Source organism: Candidatus Kryptonium thompsonii (assembly GCF_001535985.1).
Lineage (GTDB): Bacteria > Bacteroidota > Ignavibacteria > Kryptoniales > Kryptoniaceae > Kryptonium > Kryptonium thompsonii.
Genome location: NZ_CZVS01000020.1, coordinates 1 through 24,870, shown reverse-complemented (window position 1 = coordinate 24,870; position 24,870 = coordinate 1). Strand labels below are relative to the sequence as shown.

Here is a 24,870-nt window from a genome sequence, read left to right as displayed (position 1 = left end):
ACGAACCCCAAACAATTATACCAAATGTTCAAACACATAGCTTCATCAAAAATTTTTCTTACCAAGTGCTTCTACTGAAAATGTAATAACAAAAATCTTAAAATTCAACTTATTCCCCACTATCAAAAACCTCACCGATTATATCCTTAATCTGAGCCAGGGTATACGGTTTTCTGAGAAATTTCACCCCCTCCGGAAGTGAGCTCTTAACTTCATCCCCGATATCAACAAAACCAGTTACAAGAACGAATTTTACATCCTTTGAAATTTGGCTTATCTGCTTTATCACCTCATCTCCCATAATCTTCGGCAAGCCATAATCAACGAAAACAATTTTTATATCTGGATTTTCTGCAAATTTTTGAATCCCAAGCTCACCATCACTAACTCCAATTACCGTAAACCCAAGCATTTCAAGATAATCTTTCATAATAGTTCTCAAGCCCTCCTCATCCTCAATGACAAGCACCTTATAGCCACGCCCAATTTCCACCATTTTCTCCGCCCCCCGATTTATTTTAACTACTTTCTCCTCTCTAATTTGAACTGGAAGATAAACATAAAAAGATGTTCCCTTGCCGACCAAACTTTCAAAATCAACAAAACCGCCATGAATGGTAACAATATTCTTAACAATCGAAAGCCCGAGCCCCGTCCCTTTACCTGGCTCTTTCGTTGTGAAAAACGGTTCAAAAATTTTCTCTTTGATTTCATCGCTTATACCAACTCCCGTATCTGAAACAACAATTACAACATAAGTATCTGAAGTCGCATTTCCAAATTTTTTCATAACAAAATCTCTATCTACAGAAGAAACTGTAATCGTCAACCTCCCACCCTTTGGCATAGCATCCCTTGCATTCAAAGCAAGATTTAAAATCACTTGTTGCAAATCGCCGTAAGAACCCAGAATAATATAATCCTCATCAATGCTTGTCTTTATCTCTATATTCTTTGGCGTTGTATGTTCAAGTATCTTCACGCAATCAAGCACGAGATTTCTAATTGAAATTGGGTTAAACTCTTCAACCTTTTTCTTTGAAAATTGTAAAAGTCGTTTTGATATCTCCCCACCTCTTTGAACAGCAGAAAGAGCTGAATCAACATAACTTAAAATGTTTTTATCCGTTGTCTTCATTTTAATAATTTCAAGCATCCCATTTATAATCCCAAGTACATTGTTAAAATCATGTGCAATTCCACTCGCAAGCTGTCCAATAATCTCAAATCTTTGAAGTTCCAAAACTTGTTTCTCCTTTTGCTTTCTTTCCGTTATATCCCTAAGCAAGCTTATGCGCCCTACATATTTCCCATGCTCAAAGACAGGAATTCCAACCCTTTCTATTATTTTACCATTTTTCAATTTTGCTTCAGAATATTTCACAAATTCCCTGTTATCCACATAACTTTTGATTCTATCTATCTCACCTTTATCCTTAAACAAGTCTTTGATCTCGTCAAGAAACTGTACAAATGTTTTTCCAATCAGCTCGCCTGGTGAACTATATCCTAAAATCTTGCAAAATTCATCGTTAACAAATTCAATTACACCCTGATCATTTTGAAACATAATCCCATCTGAAATATTATTCAAAATTGATTCTAATCTCAACTTTAACCCTTGTTCTTTCTGATACCGCTCTGCCAATTCTCTTTGAAGTTGCTTTACTTCGGTAACATCCAAAACCACAACTTGAACAGCGGGTCTTCCTTCCCACATAATCCTAGAAGCCCTGACTTCAACATCAATTATACTGCCATCAAGCCGTATGAATTTTTCTTCAACTGGCGGAACAAATTCACCTCTCTCAATCATTCTTTCTATCCTTTCTTTCACAATTTCTCTATAATCCGGATGAACAAAATCAAGAACAGGTTTCCCAATTATATCACTTTCATCCTTACCCCCACCCATCTCCACAGCCTTTTTATTACACTTGACTATTTTGCCATCTTGATGAATTACAACACCAACTGGCAAGTTTTCAAACAAACTTTCGTAAAGTTCCTTTTGCCTTAAAGTTTCACTTATATCCCTATAAATTCCAAGAACATACATTTTCTCGCCAAATCTTACATAGCTTACAGTTGCTTCAAGCTCAATTTTTCGTCCGTCTTTAGCAAGCGCCGTAAAGGTATATCTATATGGAACTGGAACACCTTTTTTGATCTTTTGCTTTCTTTCCTCAATCATCGCTTTTGACTCAGGAGCAACCAATCGCATAAAATCAATTTTTCTAAGCTCGTCCACTGTATAACCAAACATCTCTTGAAATTTTTTATTAGCCTCAATGAACTTACCCTCTTCCAAATCAAAGATATACACACCATCATTTGAATTTTGGAAAAGCAAGGTGTAAAGCCTTTGTAGTTTCTCCTTCTCTTCCCTTTGTTTTCTCTCCTCTTCCGCACGGATTATCTCTCTCATATTCACCAAAAATAGGTACGCAAAAACTAAAAGAACAACAATAATCAACACGATGAGTACATAAATAAGGCGAAGATCAGATATAATGATTCCTGTTACTTCTTTCAATGGTGATGAAACAACAAATTTCAGTTTTTCCCCAGCAATCTTTAAACTTGAAAAGCTAGCAAGTTGCTCAGGATAATTTTTTAACTTGTATCTTATAATGCCAGACTCCTTCGCAATTATTGAATCAATATAACTAAATGGACCAAGATTTTTTCCCTGTGGAATGTGACAATTCAAACAAGATTCATCTGTAAGTTGCGCCCGCCTCAAGATCATCTCAGGGTGAGCGGAATGAAAAACAAGAACTTCATCTTGCGTTATAATCCAAATATCGTAAAGCTTAAGTTCAGGATCTACTACTTTAATGAAGGAATTTAAAAGCGAATCAATCTCTATCGCATAAGCCACTGCACCTAAAAACTTATTTCCATCATAAACAGGTAAAATGATAAGCGAAAGTGGCTTTTTATATAAAACCCCACCGCTTGTATCAAATGAAATTATTGGGATCAAGCTATCTTTCCCCGATCTTGTCAATTTCTCCCAAAACCTTGAATTTTTATAATCTTTACCAATCGCTTCGCTCAATGTTGAATAAATAATCCTGCCATTTTCATCAAAGACAGAAATAGAACTAACATACTCCTGTTTTAAATACCGATAATAAGAATTTACATCATCCTCCATTTGCTTTCGGATTCTTCGCTTGATTGACTCAAACGATGATAAAACCTTCAAACCTCGCCCCCTTGCTTGGAAATAGTCTTCGAATGAGTTCACAATTTGTTTCGCGGTCAAAATTTGGGTGTTACCCCTTACCTTTACAGTTTTCTTTTCAATCCTATCATGCAGATAAAACATAACCACCGCAATAAAAAGTAAAATAAAAACAATACTGGCAGACAAAATTATGTTGGTTCGTTTTTGCTTCATCTCTCTCTCTCTCTCTCTCTCTCTCTCTCTCTCTCTCTCTGCATAGTCCTGCAGTTTTTAAATTTTTCAAAATTTAAAAAAATCATGATTTCCTGTCAAGATATTAAAAGCAAATTCTACTTTAGTTGTTAATTTCCTTTCTTGCCCATTTTCTTTACTTGCAAAGAAACTAATTTGGAAAAATCCTACCTCAGTCTACTGCACATATTCGAGCGGAAAATAAATTTATAAATTTCGCTTTTCTTTAAATCACTTGGAATGATAAAATAAATCAGATCAGAATCTTTTCCTCTTTCAATGCTGCCACAGATATTATCAAAGCCAAGGGCTTTAGCTCCGTTTAAAGTTGCAATTTTCAACAATTCCTCATCACTTACATTTTCGTAAAATTCACGCGCAAACTTTAATTCATTTAAAATGTTCAAATCTCTATTGCTCGCCATGCTGTCAGTTCCCATGCAAACATTTATGCCGTGATCAAGAAATTTTCTAACGGGTGCCTTCCCAACTTTTAAAAAGAAGTTACTTCTGGGGCATGTGCAAACGCTGACATTTCTTTCACTCAAAATCTCAATATCCTCATCATCAACATTTACGCAATGAACTGCAAGCGTATTCTCGTCTAAAAAATTGATCCTATCAAGATATTTAACAGGGGATACTCCCGGCGGGTTCCACGAATAATCAAATCCATTTCTTTGAATTAAGAAGGTGCGAAAGAAACCAGTTCCATTTTTTATAAATTCAACCTCGTCAATTACCTCCGCAAGATGCACACTTGTTTTTGAAGTTCCATTAAAATTTTTTATTAACTTGAACAAAGCCTCAGAAACGGAATACGGGGCATGCGGAGCCAAAGAAATTCTAAATTCCCTTTGCAAATTATGTCTTTCCACCACCTTGTTCACATTGCCGACAAGTTCCTTTATAGTGTTAAAAAATTCTATCCCCCTTTCTTCAACAAACGAAATTAACTCAATAAATATTTGAACTTTCATCGGCACTCTCAAAAGCATCGTTATCAGTCGCCCAGTATTTGAAACATCTCCAACTGCGACCGTTCCCGAATTTACCATTTCCCCGATCCTTTTCTCTACCTCTCCTTTCCATCTCTTCTCCAACAAAGTTTTGACCAACTTTATCTTCCCAAATACTCCCTCAACATTAAACAGCTTTCTTCTTTTTTCAACAACCTGATAAAGCCAGTCTTTGAAGTCTTTAACTTCCTTAATTTTGATGCCTGACAACTCAAGATGAGTATGAGCGTTTACGAACCCGGGCATTATCAATGCATTTTTCAAGTCAAATTTTCTTTCAACATCCTTGAACTTTGAATTAATTTCCTCTCGATTCCCAAAATCAACAATTTTATTTCCATCTACAACAATAGCTCCATCCTCAATTATTTCTGAAGCTATTGGCAAAATATACTTTGCGTAAAAAATTTTCATGGTGGACGATTAAACCTCTGTGGTTTAAATCACATCTAATTTAGTGAGATTACAAACATGAACCAAAAATAAAAAAGGCAAAAAGCCATGAAAGTAAAAATAATATTATCGACACTCATTTTGATCCTGATAGCATCCCCAATTTTTGCTCAAATTTTCGGACCAAGATTTGGAGTACCACCTGACGATGCCTGGCAAAGGGGAATACCAAGACTCTACGACGAACTCAAATTGACGGATGAACAAAAATCAAAACTTCAAACCTTATTCTTTGAATTTAGAAAAACTCAAGCCGATATAGCTGGAAAATTAAACAAAGCAAGAATTGAACTTCAAGAATTGCTTTCTGCGGAAAAATTAGATAAGGCAGCGATTGACAAAAAAATTGATGAAATCTCTAACTACCAGAAAGAATTGGCGAAGAACAGGGCAAATCATTGGCTGAACATTCAGCAGGTATTGACCCCAGAGCAAAGGAAAATTTTAAGAGAAAGAATCGGTTATCTGGGCTTCGGGATGAAATTTTATGGGCACCCAAATTTTGGAATTAAACCTCATAAATGGAATAAACTCGGTATGAGATTAAGATCAAGATTATGCTGGTAGATAGATCCCGCACCTTCTCTCCCCTCACCTTCCCCCATTGTAGGGGGAAGGTTGTTTTAATTTAAAATCTTCTCACAAAGAGCTTCCCTGGAAGCTGATTAACAAGGTCTTTAAACTCAAGCGACAACAGGTGAACAAGCGTATCGGTCACCGATAGACCCGTAAGCTCGGCAATTTTATCAACATGCATCGGTTCAGATGTGGACAAAACTTCAAAAATTTTTGACTCGAAGACATTTAATTCAACTTTCGGTTTCGGTGGTTCTGATTTTAAAACCGGTTGAATAAAAGGACGAATTTCCTCAATTATATCATCGACGCTTTCCACAAGCTTTGCTTTATTTTGCCTGATTAAAAAATTTGTCCCTTGACTTTTCACACTATCAATATTCCCCGGAACAGCAAAGACATCCCGATTTTGATCATTTGCAAACTCTGCTGTTATCATCGCACCACCTGTTTTGCTTGTTTCAATAATTAAAACACCGATTGACATACCACTTATGATTCTATTCCTTCTCGGAAAGTTCATCGCATCCGGCTTCGTTCCCATTGGAAATTCCGAAACTATCGCTCCATTTGATATTACACTATCAACCAGTTTTCTATTTTCAGGCGGGTAAATGTAATCAACCCCTGAACCAAGAACAGCAATTGTTCTACCTCCTGATTTCAACGCTGAAACATGAGCAATCGTATCAATTCCTCTCGCGAAGCCACTTACGATCGTTAAATTCATCTTTGATAATTCAGTCGCAAATTTTTCACACATCGTCTTACCGTAATTTGTCGGCGTTCTCGTCCCAACGATTGCGATTGAATACTTATCTTGCTCTGTCAAATCCCCGCGTAAAAACAGAACTACAGGTGGATCGTAAATTTTTCTCAAAAGCTCTGGATACTCCGAATCCCAAAGTGTTATGATCTTAGCTTTAAATTTCTCTGCCCTTAAAAGTTGCTCATCGGCAAACTTTGAATTTTGATTTCTCATCTCGACGATTTTTTTCGCAAGCCCCTTATCTATCCCCTCGACTTTCATAAGTTCTGAAAGAGATGCCTTGAATATCAGCTCAGTTTCCTTAAAATAATTCACAAGATTTTTTATCCTCCCCGGCCCAATCCCTGGAATCGTGCTCAATTGCAAAATATGCCTTACATCAATGTTCACCGCTACCCCTCTTTTAGTTCAATTCCATCAACAACTGCGACGACAAGGGTATGAACGGGGACATCATCCCTGCCAAGAATTTGCCTTGCTGAATTCCCCTCCTGGAGAGCAATAACTGTATCCCCAATTCCAGCGTCAACCATATCAAGGGCAAGCATATCCCTCCCAATGAAATTCCCCTTTAAATCAATTGGCTGAATTATCAAAATTTTATAGGGTTTCAAATTTTCATTTTTTTGAGTTGCCACGATTGTCCCGGTGACTTTGGCAAGTATCAATTTCTTCCCCCACTTTTACTTTTCAAAACTTCTTTTAAAACATCCCACAATTGATAATTTTCAATATGAACCAAATCAAAAATCATAAGCCCATCTGTTTTTTCAAGTGCGACCTCCATTGCCTTTTTAAATCTTTCCGGCTCACCTTTATATTGCTCAACATATAAACTTCCATAGACGGGAACCGCATTCATAGTTACTTGCTTAACAATTTCAGCCGAACCCTCAACCGAATACCACACTGACTTAGATGGTTTCATCCCCGGTTCAGTTAATTTCGAAGCGTCAACCATACCTTTTGATTCAACCTCTTCTTTGGTCACCTCGTAAAAGTAAAGCCCCGTGCAAAGAAAGTCAACCAACTCCGCATATCCCGTCTGATTGTAATCATCAGTCGCCCAATCAAACTTCGGTTTAAATTTTTCACTTGCCCAGTTAACACCGAGCTCATAATAAGACAAATACCACGAACCGACATAATCCCCAAACAAAATAGATGGCTTTGCCCTTTTAACAACATTCCTCGCTTTTTCAATAAAACTTTTTATTACGGAAGCTCTCCACTTCAACCATTCCTTGAAATACTTTCCCCTTACTATGCTATCACCTTCAATTCTAAAAATATCATCTGGAAATTTAATTTTTCTCCCAAGCCATGTCTCAAATTTTACCCTTGAAGAATCGCTAAAATCAGCATAAATCCCATCATACCTAACCCTATCAAGGACAATCCCATCAATATCAAAACTTTTGACGATTTCTTCGATTATCTTCAATTCATACTCCTGAACTTGTTCAAGCGCTGGATTAACCATCGCAGAATATTTATGCTTTTGCTGGGTTATCGGGATGAAGCCATTTTTTGTATAAATAATCGTCGCCCATTCTGGATGCTTCCAGTAAACAACACCTCTGTCGTAATAGTTATGACCTTCACAAAACACATTTAAAGCGATATGAATTTTGAGTCCTCTTTTCCTTGCTTCCTTTATCAAGGTGTTGACAAAATCAAATGTGTCAGGTCTTGTATAATCATCCCATGTTTTCATCTTCGGGGCATACTTGCTATCGTATAAAACTTCTCCTGAAATTGGTTTAACATCAACAATTATATCCGTAATTCCAACTTCAACACATTTATCAAGGATATTCACAATTCCATCATAACTTCCCAACCGTTTAAAATTTGCAGTTGCATCAAACCACAACATCTTCGGTTTTTCCTTGCAGAAACTTAACAAATTAAAACCGATTAAAATGAATAACAAAGTGAAAAGATTTCTGATCTTCATTTCAAACCAAGTTTTGTTCTCAATTCTTTAACAAGTTCTTCTGCCTCTTTTTTCGTCCTCGCCTCAGCGATTATTCTCAAAATTGGTTCAGTGTTCGACTTACGGATGTGAATCCAACTATCGCCAAAATCAACCCTAACCCCATCGTCCGTATTAATTCCCGCATCTTTGTAAACCTCTTTAACCTTATCCAAAACATCGTCTGGATTTACATTCTCAATGTTAATCTTTGTTTTAAAAATTTCAAACTTCGGCAGTGTTTCTTTAAATTCCGAAATTCTCCCACCAAATTCAATAAGGTTTTGCAAAATTAAAGCTATCCCAACAAGCGAATCCCTCCCATAATGCACATCAGGAAATATAACGCCACCACTACCCTCCCCACCAATTACAGCTCCAACTTCCTTCATTTTTCTAACGACATTTATCTCCCCAACAGGGCTTCTGTAAACTTTTGCGTTGTAAACTTTTGCTATTTCATCAACCGCCTTCGTTGTAGACAAATTAACAACAACACTTTTACTATCTGACTTGCTCTTTTTCTCGAGAACAATTTTCACCGCTTGAACAACCGTATATTCCTCTCCGAACGCTTCACCTTTTTCAGTAACTAAAACAAGACGATCCGCATCTGGATCAACTGCAATCCCCAAATCAGCATTATAACGCTTTACAGCCTCACATAACTCAGTTAAATTTTCAGGTAATGGTTCTGGCTCATGCGTGAAGACACCATTGCCATCACAATTTATTTTTATTACATCACACCCAAATATTTCCAACAACTTCGGAACAGCCTCGGAACCTGCGCCATTGATGCAATCAACTACAACCTTAAATTTCCTCGCTCTTATTTTATCGACATCAATAAAATCAATTTGAAAAATTTTATCAATATGCCTATCGATAAAAGACCTATCCTGAATATATCTTCCGACCGAATTCCATTCGGCAAATTTAAACGAATTTTTTTCAACTAAATCAACAAACTTTTTATGTTGCTCTGGTGTTAGAAAAATTCCCTCCTCTGAGACGAATTTTAACCCATTCCATTCAGCAGGATTATGGCTGGCTGTTATCATAATCCCACCTGATGCATCCGAATGTTCAACTGCAAGTTGAAGCGTCGGGGTTGGACAAACACCTATGTCAACAACATCACATCCCATTGCAAGGAGCGTTCCAGAAACAAGATGTGATATAAACAGGCTATGAATCCTCGTATCTCGACCGATTATGATTTTACCGCCATCGCAAAATTTGGCAAAGGCTGAAACAAATTTTACAATTTCAAAAGGCTTCAAAGTTTCACCGACGATCCCTCTAACCCCAGAAACGCTTACCATTAACCTGCTCATCAGATGCAAGATTTTTAATTTTTTGAAAATTTACACAAATAAACAGAAATTGACAAAAACCGTCTATGAGAAATTTGATAACTCAACTATAATTTCGTAAATTGAACTCGAATAAAATTAATTTTCTATGCCCATGGGCAATGAGAAATTAACATCGCTGGGAAAATCAATCCTTGAAGCATTAAGCGATGTAGTGTTCGCAGTTGACGCAAATTATAATTTTATCTATGTAACTCCGTCATGCTATCATATAACTGGGTATACAGCTGATGAATTTCTCAACGGTCAAGTTAAAATCAAAAACCTTGTCCACCCATCAGATTATTGGCGCATTCTCAGGGAAAATTATCAAGCGTTTAAAACAGGCTCCGTCCCAAGAGTTTCAGAATTTAGGATAATAAAAAAAGATGGCACAGTAAGGTGGGTCAATATCTACTGGACGATGGTAAAAGATGAGGACGGCACAATTAGATACATTCAGGGGGTAATGCACGACATCACAGATAAAAAAATTGGTGAAGAAAAGCTTCAAAAAAGTTTAAACGAACTTAAAATTCTCCAAAGTTTCAGCTCAGAACTTTCCTCCGCTATGACGATTGACGATGTCGCAAAGGCGATATATGATCACATTATACAGTTACTCCCTGTTGAAGGATTTTTCGTGAATATCTACGACGAGATGACAGAACAATTGAAAGGGCTTGTGCATGTTTATTCAATCCACGGCAGAAGAGTTATGATTTCTTATCCAAACTATAGATTTAATGTCCGATCACACCAAATTTGGGTAAGTTTGATCCATGATAAAAAGCCGACATATGTAAAATACTCTGGTAGGGATATTCCAGCGCCTTTCAATCTTTTCATTGAAGAGACAAACCAAGAGGGATATTTACTAAGTGCACCGATGTTGTCCCGAGGCAAAGTCTTTGGAGTTATGACCGTCCAAACCAAAGTGATAAATAACATTGAAGAATATATACCGCTACTTGAACATATAGCAAATCAATCAGCAATTGCATTTGAAAAGGTTAGATACTTTACAGAGCTTCAAGAGTCGGAAAAATCACTTCGACAAGCGTATGAAGAGTTGAAAAAGGTTCACCAACAGCTAATTTTAACTGAGAAAACAAGGATACTTGGACAACTTGCGGGCGGAATTGTGCATAACTTGAGTAACTTCTTAAGCGCAATTCTTGGCAGAGTCCAGCTATTGAAATCCAAAGTAAGCGATGAATCACTTTTAAAAGACATCGAACTGATTGAAAAAGCAAGCCAAAACGCTGGAAAAATTATATCACAACTGCGTGAGTTCTCAAAGCCAAGAACGCATGTTAACCTTGTGCCAATTGATGTAGCAGATATAATTGAAGACGCACTTGAAATAACAAAATCAAAATGGAAAGATGAAGCAGAATTAAAGGGCATCAAATATGAAATCACTAAAGATTTCCCCGAAGATAGATTGATGGCGATCACTAATAGGTCTGAATTAAGAGAAGTCCTTGTGAACCTCATCATAAATGCAATTGAAGCAATGCCAGGCGGAGGTAAGTTAACGCTCGGAATTTACAATGTAAACGGCGAGAAAGTTGCAATTTACATCGCTGACACAGGTGTTGGTATAAACCCAGAAATAATGAGCAGGATATTTGAACCTTTCTTCACGACAAAAAGCGAATATGGAACAGGATTGGGGCTTTCAATAGCATATGATATCATAAAAAGTCATAACGGTGAAATTTTCGTTGAAAGCGAGCTTGGAAAAGGTTCAAAATTTACAATTGTCTTGCCAGCAAGTCAACAAAAGGTATCAGATGCAATTAAAAAAAGCACACTGAAAGAAAGCCCCCGCAAATTAACGATTTTAATCGTTGAGGATGATGAATCTGTTTTTTACCTCTTACAAGATATCTTCACAAACCTTGGCTATAGAGTGCTACCAGCTGAGGATGGTAAAAAAGCACTTGAATATATCCAAACAGAAAAATTTGATATTGCCATTATAGACATTGGGCTTCCCGATATAAGCGGTTGGGAAGTCTCAAAAGCGATAAAACAAAAGAATGCTCAAATCCCTGTAGTTATATTAACAGGTTGGGGGTTAAACATCTCTGAGGAAGAAATGAAAAGAAAAGGTGCAGATTACATAATCTCAAAACCATTCGAGCTCGATGGACTCCTTCTCGTCGTAGATACAGCGGTTCAATCAATAAAAAGGTAATTAACCATAAGTATCCTAAAAATTAGATAAATGGAAAGCAAAATCGAATTGGTTAAGTTTATACTTACTACTGTTTTGTAATTTTGCCACTCCTTTTGCAAATAAAAATTCTTCTCAAATCTTTCTATTCCAATAAAACCAAAAAGAAAATAAATTATCACACCGATAAGCTCATAAAGCGTGAATTTAGCAGCAATTACAACCGTTGCAATTACTCCTGAAACTAATAAAATAATTTTTGAGAATTTAAAAGTCGCCGCAGAGCCAAGTTTCTCAATGAATAAAGAGCCTGTTAAGTTAGAATCTTCGGAAATTCTGTAAACAAGCGAAAGTGTGTAAAGTCCACCAGCAAACCCAGCGGAGGAGAGTGCTCCACCGATTGAAAATGGATTTAACAAACTCTTTAAATCAAACGCACACACCCAACCAGCAATGAACCCAAGCAAGCCATAAGTTAAAGCAAGAGTTAAAATTGCATAAAAAGGTTTTGTTTTGATGCCAGTGGATGGATGCGAAAAAAGAAAAGACAAAACGACAAGAGAAATTACGACCCCGAAATATGCCGTGTTAATCTTTGTACTAAGATAAACCCCAACGAAAAGCAAAAGCAGAGAGATTATAAGCGTAAACTTTGACGCTGGCTTTACATTGCGCAATCCATAAACAACACCCTTTCTACCATCAAAGTAAGCGTAAACCCCATTAATTGCAGGATAGATCAAAAAATGCAAAACCAAAAGCCCATAAATGAAATTTCTATTTATATCCGCCTCAGTAAGCGCATATCCCCACAGAAATATGGGCAAAAATGCAAGCGAAACATTAAAGCGCAGATGAAAAAAGGTGCTTCGTAAATTTTCCAAGAGCATTCTTAAAAATTTTACTTTGTTAATTTTTAAACCACCTACAATAAAAATACAAAAATTTACCTTAATTTTAAAATTACTGAGTTATCCAGTGTTTTAAGAACAACGAAATTCGTAAAATCAGTTACACCCGAATGAACAATAACAGCATTGGTTAACTCAACGCCTTTGTACTTTGCATCAATATCAGCAACCAGAAAAACTTCCTTTTGATTTGTTTTTATTCTAATTTCATCCTCAAAAAACTCATATTCAATCATCAGATTATCGAACTTTTGCATCTCTTCATATGCTTCCGCACAGGTCATAAATCTTATGTAGGGATAATTCTTTTTAAAATCCTTAAGCCATTCTTTAAACTTAAAATAAAGTCCCTCCCCATTCTTCCCACGCCATGGAAGATAAAACCAATTTCTCACAAGCTCTGGGTTTTCAACCTCATCTGGAGTATAAATGACATCATCAGGATGAATAAAGTGTGTCCAAACCCCAAGCATTGCAACCTCGCTTAAAATCAACAGCTTGGTATAATCATCAATTAAAAAACCTGCTGAAACTCTTGGTATGCAATAAAGTTTTCTATTCCACGGTTCAGGTCCAAACTCCCTTGATTGCCCAACATCAAAGAATCCAGAATATAAGCCAGCTATAACCTTAATCGACGGGAAACTTTGCACAATTGCCTGAACCCCAATGGAGTCAATCCAATTTGTCGGTGGGATATATGTTATCGGCAATTTACCCAAACCTTCTTCCTCCCATTTTTTCTGCGCAAACCTTAAAGCACTTTTCATATTTTCTATATCTTTCCATTCATCAACCAAAAGTGAAATATGATTATATCCGTGAAATGCAAGTTCATTTTTCGATTTAAACTGCCTTGCAATTGACTTTGAAACTTCAACCTCCTTATCAAAAACTTTTACTTTCCCAACCCTCCATTCAGTCAAATGAAACGGTGGTTTAATATCAGCGCCGTAATTAAAAGTAAGACCAGCGGTGTATTTCAACCCAATTTCATCTGCAAGTTTAACCATATCGGGATAAAAGATAAAAAAATGATACTCTGCCATCGTCATATTAAATTCATCCCATATAAGCTTTTTCTTGACATTTGGCACAGCTGTCGGAAAATCATCAATAAAAATAACCGCTAAGTTTGAAATTGGCTGAACAAATTTATCCGAAACGGAAATTATCGACCTTGTTATAAAACCACGAAGCAATTTATTCACCAAAATAGATGTGTTCCAGTAAATGACCTTTCCCAATCCATACCTCAATTGCCAAACAACAGGTATCTTATCCGAAGAAGTCGCTATGATGCTCTTCGAACCAAAATGAATGAAATCGAACATTGAAAGATCACGCAAGATAGAATCAGGTATTGCGGTGTTTTTAAGCATAGGCATAAGATTGGCATTAAAAACAAGCCCAGAATTCCCCCGTTTTAAAAATAAATTTCTCGCATCTCTTAATTTTACGCCAAAGAGTTCCGATAAATTTTCATTATAACCCCGATATATGACAGCCAAACCACCGCCATTGGCAACAAAATTTTTTATCCTTTGACAGTCATCTTTAGAAAGCTTTTTTATAAATTCAGTTGCAAAGACGATTGCATAATAATTCTGAAAATCTTGAACCAATTTACCTTGATAATCTAAAAGATCAAGCTCATCATAATTTACCTTCGCATATTTAAAAGCCCATCTTGCATTTTCAACGCATTCAGAAGAGTACATATCCGAAGAGTCATAAATGAGAAGAACTTTCTCTGGTTTTTCTATTGAAAAATCAATCTTTTCTTTTTGAGTTTTACAGGAAGCGAAGAGAAAAAAACAAACCATGAAAATCATGTTAAAAAGACTTCTCGGCATCTTCAACACTACCATAAAATTCAAAATGTTTTTCAGTTCTTGTAATTTCGAATAATTTTTTCACCCTTGGATTTACATTGGCAAATTTTATCGTCCCACCTTTCTCCTTTGCACTGCGATAAGCGACGACAATTATTCCAAGCCCAGAACTATCGATAAAAGTAACATCGGAGAAATCAATAATTATATTTGCCTTACCTTTGTCAATCAAGCCTTTAAAAACATCCCTCATATGAATTGAGCTTGCAACATCAAGTTCACCTTTAAGTTTAACAATTGCGTAATTATTCTTTTCGACAACGCTGTACTCCATTTTTTTCTCCAATTTTTTTGTTTTAATTCTTTCAATCCATTCTAAAAAAATGAAACAATCATCGCACGAATAATCTCCATGAAATCTGCACATAATTTCTGGGGATTGCCAACATCTTCTGAGATCGCTTTCATATACAGGACATCTCGAACAAACATCCCTTGGCTCACCTTTAAATTTCCAGCACTCTTCAATCCATGCTGTGCCAGCCTTTTCTCTTTTCGCATTTAAGACCTCAAAAAAAGCAGATACGACCTTCGGATCAAATTGTGAACCCGTCCTTTGCTTTATTTCCGACTCAATTTGAGCATAGGACAACGCTTTGCGAAGTTTTGAGTTTGATGATATCTCAACAAAGAATTCACATAGCCCGAGAATTTTACCAAACAAAGGTATCTCCTCACCCTTTAAGCCTTGCGGAAATCCCCACCCATCATACCATTCCTGATGTGTTCTTATTCCTTCAACTATATCCGATGATATAGGCAAAATTTCAACCATGCTTGCCCCAATTATCGGATGATTATAGTCCGCTTGATAACCTTCACCTATCTCAACAACCCCGCACATCCCAACATCGTGGATCAAACCTGCTATTTTAAGTTCACGAAGTTTTTCGGAATCAAGACCAAGCTTTTTCCCTATTTCAACTGCAAGATCAGCGACCCTATTTGAATGCCCAGCTGTGTACTCACTTCTCATATCATACGCCTCAGCAAGGGCGATAAGAGTTTTAAGATAACGCTCTGTAAATTGAGCGAAAGTTTCGATGTTATGAATTACAATTTTTATCTGCTCAACAAAATTTAATAAAATCTTTACAGCAAACTCTTCAAATTGCTTTAACTTCTTAAAATTCACAAGGGTGAAGATTCCAAGAAGCTTTTTATCTTCAACAAGCGGAACAGCAATTATAGAATTAATTCCAAACCTCAACAGAAACTCAAAATCACGAACTATCATCTCATCTCCATATCCAGTCCACTCAAAAAGTCCAGTATCAGGCGAAAGATCAAGCGAGCTTACAAATTCTTCTGATAAATTTTTGCTTGCCTTTATTTTCATTCTTTTAATTTTATCATCCCACATTGCTACAAATCCAGCATCGCTTCCAGTTGCAGTGATTGCAAGCTCAAGAAGAAGTTCAAGAAACCTGTTCACCTCAAGCGTTGAACCAAGCATTTTTTTGCTTACTTGCACTTGAGACTCAAGCAGACGAATTTTTGAACGAGTTTCCTCGCCAAATTTTATCTGCCTTAAAGCAATTGCACATGCGTTTGCAAAACCCCTGAACCAGTTCAAAAGTTCTTTATCAATAGTCTCTGGCTCATATGGACCGCTGAATAGACTTCCGATATATTTTTCGGAATGATAGAGCGGTATATTAAGAAACTTTCCCGCCCATATAAGCGCAAAACCTAAATTTTTATACTCCTCCCTAAAAATCAGCTTAAGTTCAGGCTCCCTCAGCGCCTCGATCACTTCTTCATCAAAATTTCCCATCCTTTCGGTTCTCAAACGCATACTTTCAAGAACTAAACTCTGGCTCGCCTCAGAGAAAGAATAAATGTAATAAGCCGCTTTCTTAACCACACTTTCAAAAACATCAAAAATAAATTCAAATCCTTCGGACGCAGATTTATTAAAGAACTCAAACATTCCGAATGCTTTCCACACATCAGGAAGATTTTTAATTTCAATCTTAGAACTCCTGCTTAAAATTTTTCCAATCACTGTTCTTTGTAAATTATTTTTCGAACTATTTCAGCTATCTCGGATGGAGTAAATGGTTTTGGGACATACTCATCTGCACCAGCTTCAAACATGTCTTTTACATCAGCTTCTTCACCTTTCGCTGTGAGCATAACGATATATGAATTCTTAAGCTCGGGATCATTCTTCACCTCACGACAAACTTCAATTCCATTTTTCCCAGGCATCATAAAATCAAGAAAAATTAAATTCGGTTTCTCTTTTCTTATAATATCAAGCGCCATATCACCATCACTTGCAATAAAAACATCCACATCACTGAATTTCCTCAAGATGAACTCAAGAAGGCGTTGAACAGTTATATCATCGTCAACGATTAGAATTTTCTTCAACATTTAGCATTCATACTTAAATTTTCTTTACAACAAGCAAGGTTATATCATCTTTTTGTTCGGCTTCACCTTTAAATTTCATCACTTCATCAACTATCACATCACAAATCTCAAGTGCACTTTTATCAGAATTCTCAAAAATAACCTTTTTCAATCTTTCAACACCAAAAAATTCATCATCCCTATTTCTCATCTCTGGCACCCCATCTGTAAAAACTACAAGCACATCACCCTTTGAAAGATTTATTTGGTTAGACCCATACATTTCATCTTCAAACAAACCAATTGGCGAACCATGTATTTCAAGCTCAAACATCTCTTTGTTATTACGCCTGAAAAGAATTGGTGGAATATGCCCAGCGTTTGAATATACAAGAAGCCCATCAGAGCAATATTCAGCCATAAAAACAGTTGCATATACCCCGATTTCAAATGTATCCTTGTAAATTACTCTATTTATTGCGCTTAAAAGTTCTGATATATCAGATGTAAACTCATACATCAACCTTATCACACTTCTCAAACTTGCAAGAAGAAGTGCTGCTCCAATTCCATGCCCCGAAACATCTGAAACCAAAAAACATTTCCTTCCCTTTTCAAATATAAAATCATAATAGTCCCCTCCAACGCTTGAGCTCGGCTTTATAAAAGCACAAACATCAAGTTCTCCGAAATTTGGAATTGCTTTGGGAAGTGAACTTTCTTGAATTTTCTTTGCTATCTCGATTTCTTGTTTTAATGCTTCGGTCCGTTTTATCTCGTCAATCAATCTATTTCTGTAAAGAATTATACCAGCGTAATTTCCAAGTGTAAGGAGCAACTTTGCCCCAGCCGTATCAAAAGCCTTCCCATCATCATATACAAAAATTCCACCTATCGGCTTATCTCCCGAAAACATCGGCACAGCAAGCAAACTTCGAAATGATGTTGCACTTTGACTCGAAGAAATCACAAAATTTCGGCTCCTCACAGCTTTTTCTATCAACTTTTCAACCTCCTGCTTAACATCATCGGGAATTTTACCACCCACATATTTTTGGTTCAATACATCGCCCTCGAAAATTCCAACAACACATGCCTTCGGAGATATCAACGAATTTATCTTGTTAACGATGATTTTGATAATCTCAGTTTCATCAAAAACCAAACCAGCCTTTGCAACCATATCATATACAACCCCAAGCTCCTCCTGCCTGTGCGCAAGTTCCTGAACAAGACTCTCTATATAACCCTCATAATTCAAAAGCTCCGTATACAAAAATTTCAACAGCTGAATTTCCCTCTCGGTATCTAAACGGGGTTTTACATAAAGATACATCTTACCATAATTTGAATTTAACTCAACTTTAATGCCCTCCTCAAAATTCACATAATTTTCTGTCTTAGCAATCACCTCGCCTTTTTCATCGACCACAGCGAATTCCGAATCAGAGAACCGAGAAAACTTCTCAGTATATAGTTTGATTATATGCCTGATCACCTTTCCAACTTCGTTAATTTATAAACCTTTATCTCTGAACCATCAAAATAAACTTGAGGAATAGCATATTTATAATTAGAACATACTGAATCAAGAACCAAGCTTAGGTTCTCAATCCTCGGCAAAAATGAAGAATGAATCTTACCGATTGAATTTTGCTTCGGGACGATGACATAAACGACATCATAAATTTTTCTCGGCTCGCTAATTAAAATATAATTTTTTATGAAATAATCCCAATCCATAAACCAAGCCCAATTTTCAACAACTGGTCTCGTCCCAGAATGTGAAACCAAAGCAAGTGAAAAAGGCAAGGATTCCCTCTGAATTTTTTTTACCACCTGAACAAGTTCACATGGTTCGATTGAACTCTCAACTTTACGAGTGTTATAAATAAAAGCATTTAACACCAAAACAACGATAATGCAGAGAACAAAAACAGCATAAACAACATTCCACTTTCTTAGAATTTTTCTAACAACACTTATCAACCAAATAAATGAATTCGCAATGGCAAAGGGATAAAACAATTCAAAAGGTACAAAATTTAACAAACCTTCTTGAGCTGTCAATGTGTAAATTAACAAAAGAAATGAGAAAATCCCGTAGAAAATCTTGAAAGATTCAACTTCCAAGCCCGATGAGCTCAATTCAAAAATTAAAATCAAAAGCGTTAGCAAAATAAAAACATTTAATAAAACGGGTAAATATGCTGAAACCTCAGGATTCAAAAACAAAGCATAAGCTTTTATCCCAAGCTCTGGATTTAAACTAAAATAAGCTTCAAGCGCAAAAGGAAAAGAAAAAACTAAAAACGATATTAAGATAAGCTTAAAAGATTTCTTTCTATCGGACTTAAAATTCATTCGTGCCCTCTCCAAGAGCTCAGATAGAGCGATCAAAAACGACATAATAAAACCAGTAAACACATCGATAAGAAAAGCAGAAACCAAACTTAGAATTCTCTGAATCCAACCCACATCCTTCCAGAAATAGATTAGCATAAGCGACCATCCAAGCCCAAATAAAAATGAACTATTCTCAGCGTGATTTGAAATGAAATCAACCAACGGAAGACCAAACACAAAAAGTGAAACACTTAAAACTACAGAAGTAAAATCTTGCGTTAATTTATGTGTCAAAAGCGAAACTCCTATGCTCAAAATTAAAAAATTAAAAATCCCAAATAGATGCAAAACAACATACTGATTAACTCCAAAAATCAAAGAGAAAAAAGCACAAAGCGAATTTGATCCGAAGTCGTTAATTCCAAAAGTATAGTTATTCGTAAGCATTGAAGCGATTTTAACAAGACGTGCATGTTGAACAAATTGAAGGAAGAGAACAGTTTTTAATCTCTGAACTCACCCATAAAAACAAGCCTGAAAGGAAAACAAGGGCAAAGATGAAATGCCAGACAGTTAATTTTAAATCTAGTTTTTTAAACTTAAACTTTTTAACCCCATCTATGAAATCATAGATTTTTTGATTTAAGGCAATTTTGACATAATTCGCTTTTATAGCATTTTTCTTCCACGAAATTAAATAATCAACCACAACGATCAGGATAAAAATTGAAAAAATGAAGAAGAAATCCAATGCTTTCAGTTTAACTACAACATAAAGAAGCACAAGCAAAATTGAAAGGAACTTATAAAAGTATTTAAACAAACATCCATAGCCCACGCATTCCTCCCAAAATCTAAGCTTCACAGCAAGATATGCGATAAGAAAAAGTCCCACATAGACTTTAACTATGTAAATGACATCATCAAGCATTTTCAAAATGCCGAATAATATTGATAATCAAGCGTGTGCATAAATTTTAATACATAGTAAGTTGAAACCACCGCAAAAACAAGCGACCCGACGAAAAAACCCAAAACACCATATTCCCAACTTATTAGCCTACTTGCCAAAAGCCCAACAACAAGATCTATTAAAATCGCAATTCTTATAGCATTAAGCCCCAAATTTGGCTTCCATAGTGTAAAGAAAAATAAGTTATTCATCATTCCAACAGCAAGAAACAAATACGAAATTGAAGCAAAGTAGTAAACTTTGAAAGTTATCGGGCTTGAGAAAAATTCTCGAACTTCCTTTATATGTTGATAAATTTCACCAAGTTTTAATACAATAAAATAAACTCCAACTATGCTCAAAATCCCAAAGATAAGAAGAAATGAAAGTTTGCCAAAATAAAAATTGTAATACCACCATAAATTATGTGATTTAATTTTGAAAACCTGAAACTTTTTCTGTTTTGGAATTAGCAATTCTGAAAAATCGTTCACAGCATATTCAAGCACTGCAAGCGTTAAACCAAAAGAAAGCAAAGCCCAATCCACCCCAAGCTCATAAGGGGTCCTGAACCAGAAAAAATAAAATTTCCCCTTTGAATAAGCCGTCCATGAAATAATTCTATCAAGAAACAGTAATAAAAAGTAGTAAAACCCGAACTTAAAAAAGGAACTATTAACATACGCCAAAACAGAAGGACGCTTCACCTTCAAGGAAACATATCCAACTTTTTTATCTTCTTTTCTTAGCCTAAAAACATATCTTGCCCAGATATACATTAGAATATTAGCAACGACTAAACCAAAAATGTGAGCCGTGTGGATTGAAAAGGACTCAAACTTATGAAGATAGATCACAATTAATGTTCCGATTGACAGTATAACTGTAATTGAAACTTTACGCTTTGCTGCGTAAATCATGCTTGTTGAAAGCCAAAGGAGAGAAAGCAAAAAATAATAAGATAAAATCAAGTAAATGAATCTCTGTGGGAAAAGTTCAAAAATTAAGTTAAAGCCAAATAAAACGAGAGCGATTAAAATCACAACATACACACCATAATTAAATAGATTAATTGCTATCTCACGAGCAGTCCTTTTATTTCCCATACTTAAATAATACATTACTTCTCTACCCATAACTTGTGTAAATCCACCAGTGGTGAGAAAACTTAAAATTGTCCCAAACGCAACAATCGTCGCCTGAGCTTCTGTAAATTTAACCCACGCCCAGAGCGAATAACCAGTAAAAGCAATGAAAACAATTTGAGTCGCTACTGGAAGCCCAAGTGCTATCCCAGAAAAATAGTGCTTAAGAAATCGCCATACCCTTTCTCCAAGTGAAATTTCTGATTCTTTTTTTTACCTTTTTATCAGACCTCGCTTTCAGCTTGCAAATTCTGTAAACATCCTTACTTAACTCAAATATATTGCTTCTTCCAAACTCAACTGAGCAATCCACATGTCTATATCCCAAACTTTCAATCACAGCGGCAACTTGAAGAGCACTTATCGGGTTTCCAATTTTCTCCATTACTTCATCTGCGACCTTCTCAATTTTCCGCATATGTTGCGATATATACTCTTCCCTCATCCTAGCTTCCTTTCAATTGGATAAGTTCATTATACACTTGTCTATACTGTTCAACGCTCATGTCAATTCTAAACTTCGCCAAAACTTGTTCCCTTGCTCTCCTTCCAAGTGTTTCACGAAGTTCATGATCTTTCAAGAGTTTGACCACACCTTCGGCAAGTGCTTTTGGGTCCCGTGGTTTAACAACTATTCCAAACCCCTCAAGCGCTTCCCTTACCCCGCCGACATCTGTCGCAACTACAGGTCTTGCACACGCCATCGATTCAATCACAGTATATGGAAATCCCTCAGATATACTCGAAAGAACCGAAATATCCCCCTCGTTATAAATTTCGCTTGGCTTTGAATGATGTCCAGCAAGTATAAATGTATTTTCAAGTTTTAACTCTTTTATCAAAAGTTGGCACTTCTTTGTGTAAACTGGGTCAGCGTCAAGTGCACCATAAACGATGAACTTGACATTTGGAATTTCCTCTCTCACAATTGCGCTTGCTTTTATCATCGTTTCAATATCTTTAAGTGGCATAACCCTTGCTGCTGCTACCACTGTTGGAAATTCTCTGGTCTTTTCAGGTTTTGGTCTCGGCCGAAAAACTTCTGGATCAACGCCATTATAAATTACCTTTATCTTTCCATCCTCAACTCCAAAAATTTTTTCCCATGTTGTATTAAATTGACAAACTGGCAAAACCTTATCCGCAAGCTTATAAAGAATTTTAGAAATCAAGATTGAAAGATTGATCAAAAACTTTTTCGCAAAAAAAGACAAATTTTTTTCACTCCCAATTCCTATATATCTTTCCCTTGCGAAAACCCCATGGTCAGTCACAACAAGCGGAGTTCCATCCCTCATTTTTGCAACGACACTTGGCAATCCAGAAAAACCAGCAGCTGTGGCATGGCTTAAGTCAACCTCTGGAACATCAACATAAAGAGGCATCAAATAATGATAAAGCCATCTCATAGCAAGCGTTAAATCATAAACCGATGGAATTTCATCCTCACTAAGAAATGAGTTTTCTTCAAAATACTTCAACACAACCAACCTTTTGAATTCCTGCCAGACAACAAAGCTTCTAAAAGTTTGCTTGTAATCATACTCGCTAAAATACCTATGCATAAGCCATATATAGCCTGCGCATTCCTCAGGATCTGAAAATGGGTTCATAAGAGAAGATAAAAATTCGATAAATATCGGGATAAATTTGCGAAGAACAACTCTTTCATTAACTTTTGTCTTCCTGATGTAAATGCTTGAGAAAGGAATTTCAAAAAATATATCCTCAAACGGCTCCTCCGAACCCCAAAGTGGAATCTGGCGAACAAGTTTAACATTTTCTGGGAGTTTATACTTATACTCCATATAAGGCATACCAGTCACAGCATAAATGTAAAAGTCAAAATCTTTCAAATTATTCACAAGTATATCCGCCCATGTGCTAACTCCACCACCGACAAACGGATAAGTACCTTCAGTTTCGAAAAGAACCGATTTTCTCTCCATTCTTCCCTATATAAATCTTCTATAAATTTCTGCATAGCCATTAATAAACCTTTCAACTGTAAATCTTCGAGCTTTTTTAATCCCGTTTTCAGCCAACCTTTCGCTCAAACTCTCATCACTCAAAATTTTAAGGACATTTTCCGCAAGCTTAACATAATCCCCAACATCAAATAAAAGCCCGCATTCAAACCCACTTTCATCAATAAGTTCAGGAACCCCACCGACACATGTTGCAACCACTGGGACACCCGAAGCCATCGCCTCAAGAACCACAAATGGTTGCCCTTCGCTGACGCTTGGCAAAACGAGAACATCAGATATTTTGAGATAATCAACGGCATTTGCTTCGCCAGTGAATTTAACCTTTCCAACAAGTCCAAGCTCTCTGACAAGTTCAAAACATTCATCTACATATTCGGGATCCTGCATCAAATCTCCAACAATTAAAAACTTAACATCACCAATCCCATCGAGAATTAAAGGCATCGCCCTTATGAATGTTTTAACATCCTTTATCGGGACAACCCTTCCGATGAAACTAATAACTTTCTCACTTCTAACTTTTCTAACTACGGTTCCAAAAAATTCAGGCTCAACGAAATTTTCAATCACTCTGAACTTTAAATTTAAGTCTGTGGAGTTTTTCCCATTTGAAATCAAACTTAACTGCTGTTCAAGATTATATCTACATACCGTCGTTACAACATCCGCACCCAAGTAACATTTTTTTGCAATTTCTTTAAAAATTTCCAAATATCTTCGCCTCTCCACGCAAACTTTTTCCTTTTCCCTTAGGTTTTTAAAAATTTTAAACCCGCACTCAACCTCGTCAACCCCAAACTCAATTTCCTTCCAATACAAACCATGTTCAGTTAAAACTAAAGGTTTATTTTTCACAGACTTCACCTGTAACCCCAAAAGCCCCGCAAAACCCGTCGACAAACTATGATAAACCTTTGCCTCAGGCACAACATCAATCAAGTCTCTGAAATCAAACCTGAACCCAAATCCATTTCTTACATCTATTTCAACGATCGATTTAACATTTTCTGGAACTTCAAACTTAATTTTTCTTTCCTCACCTGAATGTAGATGTACAATTGAAAACTCAATTTCGCTTAAGTTCTTTACAAGGGCATGCGTCCACTTTGAAACGCCTCCGACGACATAAGGATATGTTCCCTCAAGAATTAAACAAACATCAACCATTTTTCTTTAAGTATTTTGTTAAAATTACCTCAGTCCCAGATTCATGAGAAAGGATATATTCAATTTTATCCATAATTTGGCTTGCGATATAAAGTCCATAGCCATGGTCCGCAAGGACTTCCGGATCAGGCTCACTTATTTCCGCCGGCGCAAACTTTTCGCCAAAATCCCTAATTGAGATGTAAACTTTTTCATCATCGATATTAGCATTTATTACCACATCGCCTTCATTTCCTTTATAAGAATGCTTGTATATATTTGTGAGCATCTCACTTATCACAAGCTCAATATCGTCGGCAGTTTCGCTTTCAAGTCCATTTGAAATCAAAAAATTTTT

General features: G+C 36.3%; 20 protein-coding genes. 2 read left to right on the top strand and 18 right to left on the bottom strand.

Features of this window, described 5'->3' with window-relative positions:
* Window positions 1-109: 109 nt before the first annotated feature.
* Complete coding sequence (locus tag AWW78_RS03610) at window positions 110-3,409, bottom strand: hybrid sensor histidine kinase/response regulator (RefSeq protein WP_082359542.1); 3,300 nt, start codon at window positions 3,407-3,409, stop codon at window positions 110-112.
* A gap of 185 nt (window positions 3,410-3,594) precedes the next feature.
* Window positions 3,595-4,860, bottom strand: coding sequence for an amidohydrolase family protein (locus AWW78_RS03605; protein WP_075426081.1), 1,266 nt, complete (start codon window positions 4,858-4,860; stop codon window positions 3,595-3,597).
* Window positions 4,861-4,947: 87 nt separating this feature from the next.
* On the opposite strand from AWW78_RS03605, the gene AWW78_RS03600 reads away from it, so the two are divergent.
* Window positions 4,948-5,466 carry a Spy/CpxP family protein refolding chaperone gene (locus tag AWW78_RS03600; protein WP_047134240.1) on the top strand — a complete coding sequence of 173 codons (519 nt, stop codon included), beginning with the start codon at window positions 4,948-4,950 and terminating at the stop codon, window positions 5,464-5,466.
* Window positions 5,467-5,527: 61 nt separating this feature from the next.
* Here the strand turns inward: AWW78_RS03600 and dprA are convergent, their stop codons facing one another.
* From dprA to glmM, 4 genes are read right to left on the bottom strand one after another with little or no spacing between them, the layout of a single operon-like run.
* Window positions 5,528-6,634 carry a DNA-processing protein DprA gene (gene dprA, locus AWW78_RS03595; RefSeq protein ID WP_047134239.1) on the bottom strand — a complete coding sequence of 369 codons (1,107 nt, stop codon included), beginning with the start codon at window positions 6,632-6,634 and terminating at the stop codon, window positions 5,528-5,530.
* 2 nt (window positions 6,635-6,636) lie between these two features.
* On the bottom strand, window positions 6,637-6,912 hold the full coding sequence (locus AWW78_RS03590; RefSeq protein WP_047134238.1) for a EutN/CcmL family microcompartment protein: 276 nt from the start codon (window positions 6,910-6,912) through the stop codon (window positions 6,637-6,639).
* Window positions 6,909-8,204, bottom strand: a complete 1,296-nt coding sequence (locus AWW78_RS03585) for an alpha amylase family protein (protein WP_047134237.1) — start codon at window positions 8,202-8,204, stop codon at window positions 6,909-6,911. Before AWW78_RS03585 ends, AWW78_RS03590 begins: the two co-directional genes overlap by 4 nt.
* The gene (glmM, locus tag AWW78_RS03580; RefSeq protein WP_047134236.1) at window positions 8,201-9,562 is read right to left on the bottom strand and encodes a phosphoglucosamine mutase; all 1,362 of its coding nucleotides are present in this window, start codon (window positions 9,560-9,562) and stop codon (window positions 8,201-8,203) included. The genes AWW78_RS03585 and glmM overlap by 4 nt, the downstream gene beginning before the upstream one ends.
* A 127-nt stretch (window positions 9,563-9,689) precedes the next feature.
* On the opposite strand from glmM, the gene AWW78_RS03575 reads away from it, so the two are divergent.
* On the top strand, window positions 9,690-11,786 hold the full coding sequence (locus AWW78_RS03575) for a response regulator (protein ID WP_082357575.1): 2,097 nt from the start codon (window positions 9,690-9,692) through the stop codon (window positions 11,784-11,786).
* Here the strand turns inward: AWW78_RS03575 and AWW78_RS03570 are convergent.
* From AWW78_RS03570 to AWW78_RS03515, 12 genes are all read right to left on the bottom strand, one after another.
* Window positions 11,768-12,655, bottom strand: coding sequence for a hypothetical protein (locus AWW78_RS03570; RefSeq protein WP_047134234.1), 888 nt, complete (start codon window positions 12,653-12,655; stop codon window positions 11,768-11,770). The two genes, AWW78_RS03575 and AWW78_RS03570, sit on opposite strands and share 19 nt — an antisense overlap.
* A gap of 56 nt (window positions 12,656-12,711) precedes the next feature.
* Window positions 12,712-14,532: a DUF2194 domain-containing protein gene (locus tag AWW78_RS03565; protein ID WP_047134233.1), complete on the bottom strand. Its 1,821-nt coding sequence runs from the start codon at window positions 14,530-14,532 to the stop codon at window positions 12,712-12,714.
* Window positions 14,513-16,579, bottom strand: a complete 2,067-nt coding sequence (locus AWW78_RS03560; protein ID WP_047134232.1) for an anti-sigma factor antagonist — start codon at window positions 16,577-16,579, stop codon at window positions 14,513-14,515. Before AWW78_RS03560 ends, AWW78_RS03565 begins: the two co-directional genes overlap by 20 nt.
* Window positions 16,576-16,953 (bottom strand): response regulator, encoded by a 378-nt coding sequence (locus AWW78_RS03555; protein ID WP_047134231.1) that lies wholly within the window; start codon window positions 16,951-16,953, stop codon window positions 16,576-16,578. Before AWW78_RS03555 ends, AWW78_RS03560 begins: the two co-directional genes overlap by 4 nt.
* A 13-nt stretch (window positions 16,954-16,966) precedes the next feature.
* Window positions 16,967-18,430: a SpoIIE family protein phosphatase gene (locus AWW78_RS03550; RefSeq protein WP_047134230.1), complete on the bottom strand. Its 1,464-nt coding sequence runs from the start codon at window positions 18,428-18,430 to the stop codon at window positions 16,967-16,969.
* Entirely contained in the window at window positions 18,427-19,725 is a 1,299-nt protein-coding gene (locus AWW78_RS03545) for a hypothetical protein (protein WP_047134229.1), read from the bottom strand. The genes AWW78_RS03550 and AWW78_RS03545 overlap by 4 nt, the downstream gene beginning before the upstream one ends.
* Window positions 19,726-19,735: 10 nt before the next feature.
* Window positions 19,736-20,209 carry a hypothetical protein gene (locus AWW78_RS03540; RefSeq protein WP_047134228.1) on the bottom strand — a complete coding sequence of 158 codons (474 nt, stop codon included), beginning with the start codon at window positions 20,207-20,209 and terminating at the stop codon, window positions 19,736-19,738.
* Window positions 20,210-20,211: 2 nt separating this feature from the next.
* Window positions 20,212-21,366: a hypothetical protein gene (locus tag AWW78_RS03535; protein ID WP_141653884.1), complete on the bottom strand. Its 1,155-nt coding sequence runs from the start codon at window positions 21,364-21,366 to the stop codon at window positions 20,212-20,214.
* A gap of 172 nt (window positions 21,367-21,538) precedes the next feature.
* On the bottom strand, window positions 21,539-21,820 hold the full coding sequence (locus AWW78_RS03530; RefSeq protein WP_047134226.1) for a hypothetical protein: 282 nt from the start codon (window positions 21,818-21,820) through the stop codon (window positions 21,539-21,541).
* Between the two features lies 1 nt (window position 21,821).
* A complete protein-coding gene (pelF, locus tag AWW78_RS03525; protein ID WP_047134225.1) occupies window positions 21,822-23,324 on the bottom strand; it encodes a GT4 family glycosyltransferase PelF in 1,503 nt (500 codons plus the stop codon).
* A 6-nt stretch (window positions 23,325-23,330) separates the two neighbouring features.
* A complete protein-coding gene (pelF, locus tag AWW78_RS03520) occupies window positions 23,331-24,533 on the bottom strand; it encodes a GT4 family glycosyltransferase PelF (protein WP_047134224.1) in 1,203 nt (400 codons plus the stop codon).
* The coding region (locus AWW78_RS03515; RefSeq protein ID WP_047134223.1) for an ATP-binding protein at window positions 24,526-24,870 on the bottom strand (345 nt) is incomplete at its 5' end. The genes pelF (AWW78_RS03520) and AWW78_RS03515, both read right to left, overlap by 8 nt.